Origin of the sequence: uncultured Roseovarius sp., assembly GCF_963972555.1 — a bacterium.
GTDB lineage: Bacteria > Pseudomonadota > Alphaproteobacteria > Rhodobacterales > Rhodobacteraceae > Roseovarius > Roseovarius mucosus.
This window is the reverse complement of record NZ_CAXAUM010000009.1, coordinates 1-12,459: the sequence shown is the minus strand read 5'-3', so window position 1 is coordinate 12,459 and position 12,459 is coordinate 1. Positions and strand designations below refer to the sequence as shown.

Below are 12,459 nucleotides of genomic sequence, written 5' to 3'. Positions count from 1 at the left end.
ATCCTTAGAGGCTGGCAGTGGAAAGAGTTGCAACGCCGTTTTCTTGAAAAGAAAACGGACCGGACCCTTTCAAAGGGTCCGGCGCGCGCTTACTCGTCTTCCTCCGCATCCAGGAGTTCCATGTTGAGGCCAAGGCCCCGGACCTCTTTGACGAGAACGTTGAACGATTCCGGGATACCGGCCTCGAAATTGTCCTCGCCCTTGACGATGCTCTCATAGACCTTGGTCCGGCCAGCCACGTCATCCGACTTGACCGTCAGCATCTCTTGCAGGGTGTAGGCAGCGCCGTAAGCTTCGAGAGCCCAGACCTCCATCTCCCCGAACCGCTGGCCGCCGAACTGGGCTTTACCGCCCAAAGGCTGCTGCGTGACAAGGCTGTAAGGCCCGGTCGAGCGTGCGTGGATCTTGTCATCGACAAGGTGATGCAGCTTGAGCAGATACTTGATGCCCACGGTCACAGGACGCGAAAACTGCTCGCCCGTGCGCCCGTCAAACAGCACCGACTGACCGCTCGTGTCGAACCCGGCACGCCGCAGCGCGTCGTTGACATCCGCCTCTTTCGCCCCGTCAAAGACCGGGGTGGCAATCGGCACACCGCGCGTGACGGTGCCGGCGGACTCGACCAGAGCGGTCTCATCCATGCCTTCGATACCTTCGGCATAGACGTCATCGCCATAGGCAATGCGCATCGCCTCGCGCACAGGGGTCAGATCGCCAGAACGGCGGTAGTCCTGCAACGCTTCGTCGATCTTGAGACCGAGCGACCGCGCGGCCCACCCCATGTGGGTCTCCAGAATCTGCCCCACGTTCATCCGGCTCGGCACGCCGAGCGGATTGAGACAGATATCGACCGGGGTGCCATCCGCAAGGAACGGCATATCCTCGATCGGGATCACCTTTGAGACGACACCCTTGTTGCCATGACGACCGGCCATCTTGTCACCCGGCTGCAGCTTGCGCTTCACCGCGATGAACACCTTGACCATCTTCATCACACCCGGCGGCAGATCATCGCCCCGGCGGACCTTCTCAACCTTGTCCTCGAACCGTGCATCCAGCGTGCGCTTTTGCGCCTCGTACTGATCATGCAGCGCCTCGACGATTTTGGCATCGGCCTCGTCCTTGAGGGCAAGTTGCCACCACTGGCCTTTGGTCAGGGTCGAGAGCAATTCTTCGGTGATGTCCGAATTGGCCTTGACGCCCTTGGGGCCTTTGACTGCGACCTTGCCGAGGATGAGCGCGCGCAGACGAGCATAGATGTTGCGATCCAGGATCGCCAACTCGTCATCGCGGTCGCGCGCCAGACGCTCGACCTCTTCGCGCTCGATTTGAAGCGCGCGTTCGTCCTTTTCCACACCGTGGCGGTTGAACACCCGCACCTCGACGACGGTGCCGTAATCACCCGGCTTGACGCGCAAGGAGGTATCGCGCACGTCGCTGGCCTTTTCACCAAAGATGGCGCGGAGGAGTTTTTCCTCTGGCGTCATCGGGCTCTCGCCCTTGGGGGTGATCTTGCCCACGAGGATATCGCCCGGCTCCACATCGGCGCCGATATAGACGATGCCCGCTTCGTCGAGGTTACGCAGAGCTTCCTCGCCGACGTTCGGGATGTCGCGCGTGATCTCTTCCGGTCCCAGTTTGGTATCGCGGGCGGCAACCTCGAATTCTTCGATATGGATCGAGGTAAAGACGTCATCGCGCACGATACGCTCGGAGATCAGGATCGAGTCTTCGTAGTTATAGCCGTTCCACGGCATGAAGGCCGTGATCACGTTCTTGCCAAGCGCCAATTCGCCCATATCGGTACAAGGACCATCCGCGATGACCTCACCCTTTTGAACGGTATCGCCCACCTTGACCAGCGGCTGCTGGTTGATGCAGCTGTTCTGGTTCGAGCGCTGGAACTTGCGCATGCGGTAGATATCCACGCCCGGATCGCCGATTTCCAGATCGGCAGTGGCGCGGATCACGATCCGCTGTGCGTCGACCTGGTCGATCACACCGGCGCGTTTCGCCATGATGGCCGCCCCGGAATCGCGGGCAACGACACCCTCGATCCCGGTGCCGACCAGCGGCGCCTCGGCGCGAAGCGTCGGCACGGCCTGACGTTGCATGTTCGAGCCCATCAGCGCGCGGTTGGCGTCGTCATTCTCAAGGAAGGGAATGAGCGAAGCCGCGACCGACACAAGCTGCTTGGGGCTGACGTCGATCAGGTCCACGCTCTCGCGAGGGGCGAGCATGTATTCGCCCGACTGACGGGTCGAGACCAGATCGTTGACGAACCGTCCCCCCTCGTCGAGATTGGCGTTGGCCTGCGCCACGGTGTGACGCATCTCTTCCGTGGCGGACATATATTGCACTTCGTCCGTCACCTGGCCGTCGATCACCTTGCGATAAGGCGTTTCGATAAAGCCGTATTTGTTGACCCGCGCAAAGGTGGCAAGGCTGTTGATCAGACCGATGTTCGGGCCTTCCGGCGTCTCGATCGGGCACATCCGGCCATAGTGGGTCGGGTGCACGTCGCGCACCTCAAAGCCTGCGCGTTCGCGTGTCAAACCGCCCGGCCCAAGCGCGGAAAGACGGCGCTTGTGGGTGACTTCCGACAGCGGGTTGGTCTGGTCCATGAACTGCGACAGCTGCGAAGAGCCGAAGAATTCACGCACCGCCGCCGCCGCCGGCTTGGCGTTGATCAGGTCCTGCGGCATCACCGTGTCGATCTCGACCGACGACATCCGCTCCTTGATCGCACGCTCCATCCGCAGCAGGCCAACGCGATACTGGTTCTCCATCAACTCACCGACAGAACGCACCCGGCGGTTGCCGAGGTGGTCAATATCGTCGATGTCGCCTTTGCCGTCCCGCAATTCCACCAACGCCTTGACGCAGGCGACGATATCGTCGCGATCCAACGTGCGCTGAGTGTCCGGCTTATCGAGATTCAGTCGCATGTTCATCTTGACCCGGCCAACGGCCGACAGGTCATAGCGTTCGGCATCAAAGAACAGCGTATCAAAGAGCGCCGCCGAAGCCTCTTCGGTGGGCGGCTCGCCGGGGCGCATGACGCGGTAGATGTCCATGAGCGCGCTCTCGCGGTTCATGTTCTTGTCCGCCGCCATGGTGTTGCGGATATAGGCGCCTACGTTGATGCCGTCGATGTCGAGAACCGGAATATCGGTGATCCCGGCATCAAGCAGATCTTGAAGCGTACCCCCGGAGACTTCGCCATCCTTGCCGTACTCCAGCGTCAGCTCATCGCCCGCTTCGACATAGATCGCGCCAGTTTCCTCGTCGATGATATCGCGCGCCACGAATTTGCCGACGATATGCTCGAAGGGAACCAAGAGCTCGGTTACATTCCCCTCGTCGATCAGCTGCTTGACCGCGCGCGGTGTGATCTTCTTGCTCGCTTCAAAAATCACTTCGCCGGTGTTGGCATCGACCAGATCATAGGTGGGGCGGGTGCCGCGGACACGCTCTGGGAAGAACTTGGTGACCCAGCCCTTTTTCTTTTTCAGCTTGTAATCTACGGTGTCGTAATAGGCATTCATGATGCCTTCTTGATCGAGACCGAGCGAATAAAGCAGCGTCGTCACCGGCAATTTGCGGCGACGGTCGATACGGGCGAACACGATATCTTTCGCGTCAAACTCGAAGTCCAACCACGACCCACGATAGGGAATGATCCGGCAGGTAAACAGCAGCTTGCCCGACGAATGGGTCTTGCCCTTGTCATGATCAAAGAACACGCCGGGGCTGCGGTGCATCTGGGATACGATCACGCGCTCGGTGCCATTGACGACAAAGGTGCCATTGGGCGTCATCAGGGGCATATCGCCCATGAACACATCCTGCTCCTTGATATCCTTGACCGATTTGGCGCCGGTATCCTCGTCGATATCGAACACGATCAAACGCAGCTTGACCTTGAGCGGGGCCGCGTAGGTCATATCGCGCTGCATGCACTCATCGACGTCATACTTGGGCTTTTCCAGCTCGTAGCTGACGAATTCCAGCACGCTGGTCTCGTTGAAATCCTTGATCGGGAAAACCGACTGGAAGACGCCCTTGATGCCTTCGCCGTCTTGCGGCTGAGGCTGGTCGCCGGATTTCAGGAACAGGTCATACGAGGATTTCTGAACCTCGATCAGATTCGGCATCTCCAGCACTTCGCGGATTTTGCCGTAATATCTGCGCAAGCGTTTCTGGCCAAGGAAGCTTTGAGCCATGGTCGATGTCACCTTTCATTTCTCACCGGTCGCGCGCGCTGTTGGGGCTCAGCACCGCGTCCATCCGAGACGGCTGGGTTTGATCCATTCATGGTCATCGTCCCAATGATGACCTCCCGATCGTGTAAACCTCGCCTTAGAAAAGCCCCGGTTAGTGCAGGGCCTCTCTGAGACAGGTTTGGCCGGAACCGGGAAAGCCCGGATCCAGCCGCAATATCCTACCCGGGTTGCCCCGGCACGGATTACTTGATTTCGACTTCTGCGCCAGCTGCTTCCAGCTTGGCTTTGATGTCGTCGGCCTCTTCTTTCGAGACCTGCTCTTTGACAGCTTTGCCGCCGGCGTCAACCAGGTCCTTGGCTTCTTTGAGGCCCAGACCGGTGATTGCACGCACTTCCTTGATCACGTTGATCTTGGACGCGCCTGCCGACTTCAGGATGACGTCGAATTCGGTCTGCTCTTCAGCATCCGATCCGCCAGCATCGCCTGCCGGGCCTGCCATCATGACAGCGCCACCGGCTGCGGGCTCAATGCCATACTCGTCCTTGAGGATGGTTTTCAGTTCTTGTGCTTCGAGAAGCGTCAGACCAACGATCTCTTCTGCCAGTTTCTTCAGATCAGCCATTTTTTGACTCTTTCCGTTCTCTAGATGTGTTCCAACGTCGGGAAGTAAACCCCTACGCAGTGATTACAGTTTGCCTTACGCGGCCTCGGCCTTTTCGATGATCGTCGAAAGGATGCCCGCGATATTGGAAGCAGGCGCGCCAATCGCACCGGCGATGTTCGAAGCAGGTGCGCCGATGCAGCCCACGATCGAAGCAATAAGCTCTTCACGCGAGGGCATTTTCGACACGGCTTCGACGCCGGCCCGGTTCAGAGCCGTGCCACCCATGGCCCCGCCAAGGATCTCGAACTTTTTGTTCGCCTTGGCAAAGTCCTCGCACACCTTGGCGGCTGCCACGGGGTCCTCGGAGAAGGTGAGCACGGTCATGCCCGTGAGATAGCTTGCAATGCTTGCGCACGGCTTGCCCTCAAGGGCGATCTTGGCGAGCTTGTTCTTGGCTACACGAACTGATGCCTCTGCCGCACGGGCGCGGGCACGCAGATCCTGCATTTCGGCAACTGTAAGACCCGCGTAGTGGGCGACCACTACAACGCCAGAGCTTTCAAAGATCTGGCCGAGTTCCTCGACCACTTTCTCTTTCTGGGCTCTATCCACAGTTTCACTCCAAATTTGGGGGTCTCCCCCCGGCTCAGTTTTTGCCGCTCCCGAAGGGTCGGCGTTCGGGTCCAAAACACGGGTCCCGAGGCCAAGATCACCCGAGGACGCAAGTCCCGGCTGGAAATCTTATCTCGTTCCCCATCTCAGGAAGGATTTATTCAGACGATCGCCTGAACCCTCCGTCTCGGACAGGACAGGACCGCAAGCGATCCTGCCGTTTGCCCCCGGACCATCGATCCGGGGGCAAATTCTTATTCGACAACGGCGCTGTTGACGTCGACTGTCACGCCTGCGCCCATGGTGGACGAAAGCGAGATTTTCTTGACATAGGTGCCCTTTGCGCCGGTCGGCTTGGCACGCTGCACGGCAGAGACAAAGGCGCGCACATTCTCGGCCAGCTTGGTCGCGTCGAACGATGCCTTGCCGATTCCGGCATGCACCACACCGGCCTTTTCGGCCTTGAACTGCACCTGACCGCCCTTGGCATCCTTGACCGCTTGGGCCACATCCATCGTCACCGTCCCGATCTTGGGGTTCGGCATCAGGTTGCGCGGGCCCAGAACCTTGCCCAGACGACCCACGATCGGCATCATGTCGGGCGTGGCGATGCAGCGATCAAACTCGATCTTGCCACCCTGGATGGTTTCCATGAGATCCTCGGCACCGACGATATCGGCACCGGCGGCCTGGGCTTCATCGGCCTTGGCGCCGCGGGCGAACACGGCAACGCGAACGGTCTTGCCGGTGCCATTCGGCAGGCCGACAACGCCGCGCACCATCTGGTCCGCATGGCGGGGATCAACCCCGAGGTTCATCGAGATTTCCACGGTTTCGTCGAATTTGGCGGTCGCATTGCCTTTGATCAGGGCAATTGCATCTTCGACGCTCAGGTTGTCCTTGCCGTCAAAGGCTTCGCGAAGGGCGCGGGTCCGTTTTCCAAGCTTTGCCATCTTACTTCACCTCAATGCCCATAGAGCGCGCGCTGCCAAGAATGATCTGCATGGCCGCTTCGACGGAATTGGCGTTGAGATCCTTCATCTTGGCTTCGGCAATCTCGCGCACTTGCGCGATGCTGACAGTGCCGGCAGAGGCACGACCGGGGGTCTTGGAGCCGGATTGCAGCTTGGCGGCCTTTTTCAGGAAGTAAGACGCCGGCGGCGTCTTGATCGCCAGCTCGAACGATTTGTCCTGATAATAGGAAATCACGGTCGGGCACGGCGCACCCGGCTCGAGATCTGCGGTCTTGGCATTGAATGCCTTGCAGAATTCCATGATGTTGATGCCGCGCTGACCCAGTGCAGGGCCGACGGGCGGGCTTGGGTTGGCTTGCCCGGCTTTCACCTGAAGCTTGAGCGTCCCGATAAGTTTCTTGGCCATATGGCCTCTCCTTTTGGTCCAACACCATCGGGGCGCGCCCCTCTGGCTCTCTTGTTGTGTGGTGCGGTTCGGTGGCCGCGGCCACCTTGCCTCCCACGGCTCTGGCCCGGGCCGCCTCTAGGCGACACCGGACAACCCCGATCACATCTGCTTTGTGACCTGAGTGAATTCAAGTTCGACCGGCGTTTCCCGGCCAAAGATCGACACCGACACCTTGAGGCGCTGGTTGTCTTCGTCCACTTCCTCGACCATGCCGTCGAAATCTTCGAACGGGCCGTCGTTGACCTTGACCCTCTCACCGATCTCGAAGTGGATCAGGGTGCGTGGGCTTTCTTCACCCTCCTGAACACGGTTCAGAATCGCATTGACCTCTGCATCCCGCATCGGCATCGGGCGCCCCTGCGGCCCCAGAAAACCTGTTACGCGATTGATGGAGCTAATCAAGTGATAGCCCCGATCAGACATTTCCATATGCACCAGCACGTAGCCGGGCATGAAACGGCGCTCGGCAGTCACTTTCTTGCCACGACGAATCTCGATCACCTCTTCAGTGGGAACCAGAACCTCGTCGATTTCGTCTTCAAGGCCGTTCTCGGTGACGGACTGTCTGATTTGCTCGGCAATTTTCTTCTCGAAATTCGAGAGAACACTGACCGAGTACCACCGCTTTGCCATCGTCGCCCTATGCCTTTGTTCTTACCGATACCAAGATCGGATTTCCGTATTCTTTCAGACCCTTGGGCCTTCGACATCTAAAACAAAAATCGGCGCGCAACACGAATCGCCGCGCGCCATGTTTCAGAGTGTAGGGTCACCTACCCCTGATTGCCTGCGAATTCAAGAGCCTGAACACGATTTTCGCCGCCTTAGCCGAACAGGCTCAGCACCCCTTGCAGCCCGCTGCGAATGCCCAAGTCAACCAGAGCAAAGAAGATCGCGGTGATCGTGGCCATGATAAAGACCATGACCGTTGTCAGCATCACCTCACGACGGGTCGGCCAAACGACCTTGGCCACTTCCGAGCGGACCTGCTGAATGAATTGAACGGGGTTCGTGCGTGCCATCTGCGCTGTCTTCTCTGAATTTGATGCTCAGCGCGACATACGCGGGCTGGCCCGCGAATTCAAGGGCAGAAGGCAACTGCCCCCTGCCCCGTATTCTCAGCGCGCCTTGGGCGCGATCCGCTCGAAGGGATCGGGACGATCAGCAAAGACATCAGGCTCTGGCTCGCGGCGCAGTCGCAGTTCAGGCAACGCGCGGCGCTGTTCCAGCAGACGCGCAATCCGGCGCGTCACACGGGTCCGCAGATGTGTCATCCGTTCCGGCCCAAAGAGGGCGTAGCCCAGAAAGACAATCCAGAACCCGATGAACATGGCAATCAACACCGGCATCGGCTGCCAGAGAACCAAGGCGAACGCGGCCAGCCATCCGGCATGGCGCGGCTTCAAGCGTAGCGCGTGCGGGCGAAACTTCTTGAGGCGTGCCAGCAGATTTCCGCGCCGTTTCGGTGCTTGCGCGTGGACCGGCTGTAGATATTCAACCGGCACGTGCGGCGCGAGGTCCGGCAACACGTGGCGGCGCGTCTTGCGCCGCTCCTCGGTCAGAATCTCGCGGATTGTGGACATCGCATTTTCCACGGCCTGCTCAGTCGAGACAGCATCAACCGGTGAACGCCCCGGAAGCTCTGGATTGTGATGCGAAAAATACGTCTTTTGGATCGGAACCCGCGGCAAATGCGTTTCCATGGCAGCTATTCCCCTGTTTCTCCCACGCCCCCACGCGGATCGATCTCAGTCCCCCCGGACGTCGAAACCGATTAGTGGTCTTGGTGGGGCACAATTGCGGCGAAAACATGGCAAACCGACGGCGAAAAGACGGCATGTCTAAATTAAACCGCATTTGAGACCGATTTTCAGCGCTTTTGACGCGCCCGAATGTCATTCAGGACAGGGAAATCGTTCTAGGATGACTGGAAGGAATGGCAGGGGCAGCAGGGTTCGAACCCGCGACCTACGGTTTTGGAGACCGTCGCTCTACCAGCTGAGCTATACCCCTAAGGCCGAGCGTCGGATTACGCCAGCTTCGACCGGGAATCAAGCGCCCTCAGGCGGATTTCGTCGGGAATTCCATAATTTCCTGTTCACGCGGCCGGACGCGCCCCGTAGCGGGGGCTTTGGACGACGCCGCTATCGAAAAGCTGGGCAATCTCGGTGTCGCTCAGTCCGGCCACATCTCCCAAAACCTCTTCGGTATGCGCGCCAAGCTGCGGCGCAGGTCGCGGGTCTGCCCGCTCATGGGCCGAGAAAGTCGCCGGGTGCCCCGGCACCGGAAACCGACCTAAGCCCGGTTGCATCAAGAACTTGAACATAGGATTGTCCTCACTCAGATCCGGGTCTTCGGTCAGGGCCTCGCGGACGGTGCGGAAAACGGACCACGTGAGTCCCGCCGCATCGAACGCCTCGGCGAAGCTGCTCAACGCCCGGGTCGCAAACCATGGCCGCAGGATTGCCGTTATCTCGCGCCGCAGGTGCCAGCGATTGCCCTCGTCATTGAGATCGCGCCCACTGCGTGCGGCCAGTGCCGCCATCGCCGCCTCGGTGCCCGTGGCCTTGACCAGACCACGCCATTGCCGATGGGTCAGGCCAATCACCATCACCCGCCGCCCACAGGCGCAGAGGAAATCCTGCCCATAAGCCCCATAAAGCGCATTGCCCGACTTGCCGCGTTCCTTGTCATTCAGGGCGGCATCACCAATCAGGCCAAGATGACCGATGGTGGCCGCTGCCACATCCTTGAGCGAAAGTTCGACCTCCTGCCCCCTGCCCCGGCGCAGACGCTCGCGCTCTGCCGCCAAGAGGGAGGACACCACGAGATGCCCCGCCGCAATGTCCCACGCAGGCAGCGCATGCGCCACGGGTTCGGGCCAGCCCACCGGGCCAGTCATCTCGGGAATGCCCAGTGACGGATTGACCGTGTAATCCACCGCCGGGCGGCCATGCCGATCCCCCATCAGGGTGACCATTACCAGGTCGGCGCGATGCTGGCTGAGGGTCTCATGATCCATCCAGCCGCGCACCCGCAGGTTTGTAAGAAATAGTCCGGCATCCTCGCCCGGAGCGGTGATGATCCGCGTCACCAGATCCTGCCCCTCGGGACGACTCATGTCGACGGCGATGGATTTCTTGCCCTTGTTCAGCCCCGCCCAAAAGAGGCTCTGACCCGAGGGGGCCAGAGGCCAACGGCCCGCATCCAGCCCGCCTCCGATGCGGTCAAAACGGATCACTTCAGCCCCCATCTGTGCCAGCGTCATCCCCGCCAGCGGCACCGCGACAAAGGCCGATCCTTCGACCACGCGCATTCCCTTGAGTATCCCGCCCATGCCGTGCCCTCCCGCGTACCGGTCTTCGCAACGCAGCGATAAGGCCACGTGCCGCTTACTTTTCAGCCTGACAGGGATTGAAATAAAGTCAAGATTTCAAGGGTTTAACGGAATACAACGGTATGCAGCGCAACCTTTGCGCATGCAGAAAGCTGAGCTATGCTTGATTTTGATCAAGAATTCGCAGGGCGGAGCGCGCCAAGGGCTCTTGCCGCTGCACCTGAAAAACGCATTCCACTAGCTGGAAAAGGCGCGACAGAATGACCCACCGCACCCCCTCTGCGATCAATCCATCAGGAATCCACCCGATTGCCGGGCCCAAAGACGCGCATAGAGCCCGCCTTGCGCCAGCAGCTCCGCATGCGAGCCCTCTTCAACAATCCGACCTTCATCCATGACGATCAGCCGATCCATCGCCGCGATGGTCGAGAGACGATGTGCAATGGCAATCACGGTCTTGCCCTGCATCAGTCGGTAAAGCTGTGTCTGGATGGCCGCTTCCACTTCGGAATCGAGCGCCGATGTCGCCTCATCAAGCACCAGAAGCGGGGCATCCTTGAGCGCCGCGCGTGCAATGGCAATCCTTTGACGCTGGCCTCCCGAGAGCTTCACGCCGCGCTCGCCCACATGGGCGTCAAGGCCCCGGCGCCCGCGCGCATCCTCCAGCCCGGCAATGAACTCTGTCGCTTCGGCCAGATCGGTGGCGGCGCGGATTTCCGCCTCGGTCGCATCGGGACGGCCATAGGCGATATTCTCGCGCACCGAGCGGTGCAGAAGCGCCGTGTCCTGTGTCACCACGCCAATCGCGGCGCGCAGGCTGTCTTGGCCGACCTCCGAAACATCCTGCCCGTCGATCAGAATGCGTCCACCGCTCAGGTCATGGAATCGTAGCAAGAGGTTGATGAGGGTTGATTTGCCCGCGCCCGACCGCCCAACCAGCCCCACCTTTTCCCCCGGTGCGAGCGTGAGGTCGAGACCGTCGATCACCGGGGCCTTGCGCGTGCCGCTTCGGTCGTAGACAAAGCGAACCGCCTCAAACCGCACCGCCCCCTTGTCCACCACCAACGGCGTTGCAGTCGGGCTATCCTGAACCGTGCGCGGCATTGCGAGCGTCGCCAATCCGTCGCGCGCGGTGCCGACATTCTCGAACAGGGCAGCAAATTCCCACATGATCCAGTGCGACATGTTTCCAAGCCGCAGAGCGAGCGGGATGGCAACCGCAAGCGCCCCCAGATCGATCCGCCCCTGGATCCAAAGCCACAAACCAAGCCCCGTGACCGCCCCGGTCAGCAAGGCATTCAGCAGGTTGACCGACATATCCTGCACCGCCACCAACCGCATTTGCCGATACACGGTCTGCAAGAACCCGTCCAAACCGGCGCGGGCATAGGCCTCTTCACGCGCGGCATGGCTAAAGAGCTTGACCGTGGCGATATTGGTATAGCTGTCAACGATACGCCCCGTCATATCCGCGCGCGCATGCGCCTGCTCTTGCGCCACGCGTCCCAGACGTGGCACAATCACACCAAGCAGGCTGCCATAGGCGATCGCCCAAATCGCAAAGGGCGCGGCAAGGCGGATATCCTGCGTCCCCGCAAGAACCAGCGTGCCGATGAAATAGGCAAGGATATAGACCGCCACGTCCATCAGCTTCATGACGGTTTCGCGCACAGCAAGCGCCGTCTGCATAAGCCGCGTGGCGATACGACCGGCAAACTCCTCCTGAAAATAGCCCATCGACTGACCCAAGAGCCAGCGATGCCCCTGCCAGCGAATGCGCTGCGGGAAATTTCCCATGAGCGACTGATACATGATGAGCGCGCCGGTGACGCTGAGCAGGGGCAGCACGATCAAGAGCAGCACGCCCATACCACCCAGGCGCGCGGCCTCTTCCCCCAGAAACCGCTCCGGCCCCAGTTCCGACATGCGGTTGACCAGCGTGCCAAGATAGCCAAGCAGGATGATTTCAACGGCGGCAAAAACGGCCGAGACGACCGACATCGCGACAAGCCACGGCGCAACGGGGCGCGCATAATGCCACAAAAAGGGCCAGAACCGTGCGGGCGGCTGGCCTGGCGGAGATGCCGGATAGGCATCAATCCGAGCTTCGAAATACTGAAAAATACGCTTCATGTCCGGCTCCGAAATAGCAAGGGGGCGTGCAGTGACCCGCACGCCCCCTTTCAGTCAGAGCGGATCAGATGTTACTCGATGATCTTCGACACGACGCCGGCGCCGACGGTGCGGCCGCCTTCGC

At 60.2% G+C, this 12,459-nt stretch carries 10 protein-coding genes and 1 tRNA gene; all 11 read right to left on the bottom strand.

Annotated features, from left to right (window positions below; translation table 11 throughout):
- Positions 1-89: 89 nt before the first annotated feature.
- Positions 90-4,226 (bottom strand): DNA-directed RNA polymerase subunit beta, encoded by a 4,137-nt coding sequence (rpoB, locus tag AACZ65_RS10410; RefSeq protein ID WP_339670567.1) that lies wholly within the window; start codon positions 4,224-4,226, stop codon positions 90-92.
- 242 nt (positions 4,227-4,468) lie between these two features.
- On the bottom strand, positions 4,469-4,849 hold the full coding sequence (gene rplL / locus AACZ65_RS10405) for a 50S ribosomal protein L7/L12 (protein ID WP_037242491.1): 381 nt from the start codon (positions 4,847-4,849) through the stop codon (positions 4,469-4,471).
- A gap of 75 nt (positions 4,850-4,924) precedes the next feature.
- Entirely contained in the window at positions 4,925-5,443 is a 519-nt protein-coding gene (rplJ, locus tag AACZ65_RS10400; protein WP_037270697.1) for a 50S ribosomal protein L10, read from the bottom strand.
- Positions 5,444-5,697: 254 nt separating this feature from the next.
- Positions 5,698-6,396 (bottom strand): 50S ribosomal protein L1, encoded by a 699-nt coding sequence (gene rplA, locus AACZ65_RS10395; protein ID WP_339670564.1) that lies wholly within the window; start codon positions 6,394-6,396, stop codon positions 5,698-5,700.
- Position 6,397: 1 nt separating this feature from the next.
- Entirely contained in the window at positions 6,398-6,823 is a 426-nt protein-coding gene (gene rplK, locus AACZ65_RS10390; RefSeq protein ID WP_037270691.1) for a 50S ribosomal protein L11, read from the bottom strand.
- A gap of 141 nt (positions 6,824-6,964) precedes the next feature.
- Positions 6,965-7,498, bottom strand: coding sequence for a transcription termination/antitermination protein NusG (gene nusG / locus AACZ65_RS10385; RefSeq protein ID WP_037270689.1), 534 nt, complete (start codon positions 7,496-7,498; stop codon positions 6,965-6,967).
- A gap of 191 nt (positions 7,499-7,689) precedes the next feature.
- Entirely contained in the window at positions 7,690-7,887 is a 198-nt protein-coding gene (gene secE / locus AACZ65_RS10380) for a preprotein translocase subunit SecE (RefSeq protein ID WP_037270687.1), read from the bottom strand.
- A 96-nt stretch (positions 7,888-7,983) separates the two neighbouring features.
- Positions 7,984-8,448, bottom strand: a complete 465-nt coding sequence (locus AACZ65_RS10375; RefSeq protein WP_339670560.1) for a hypothetical protein — start codon at positions 8,446-8,448, stop codon at positions 7,984-7,986.
- A 354-nt stretch (positions 8,449-8,802) separates the two neighbouring features.
- Positions 8,803-8,878: transfer RNA gene (locus AACZ65_RS10370), tRNA-Trp, on the bottom strand.
- An 85-nt stretch (positions 8,879-8,963) separates the two neighbouring features.
- Positions 8,964-10,202 carry a CoA transferase gene (locus AACZ65_RS10365; protein WP_339670558.1) on the bottom strand — a complete coding sequence of 413 codons (1,239 nt, stop codon included), beginning with the start codon at positions 10,200-10,202 and terminating at the stop codon, positions 8,964-8,966.
- Positions 10,203-10,487: 285 nt separating this feature from the next.
- Positions 10,488-12,335: an ABC transporter ATP-binding protein gene (locus AACZ65_RS10360; protein WP_339670556.1), complete on the bottom strand. Its 1,848-nt coding sequence runs from the start codon at positions 12,333-12,335 to the stop codon at positions 10,488-10,490.
- Between the last annotated feature and the right edge of the window lie 124 nt (positions 12,336-12,459).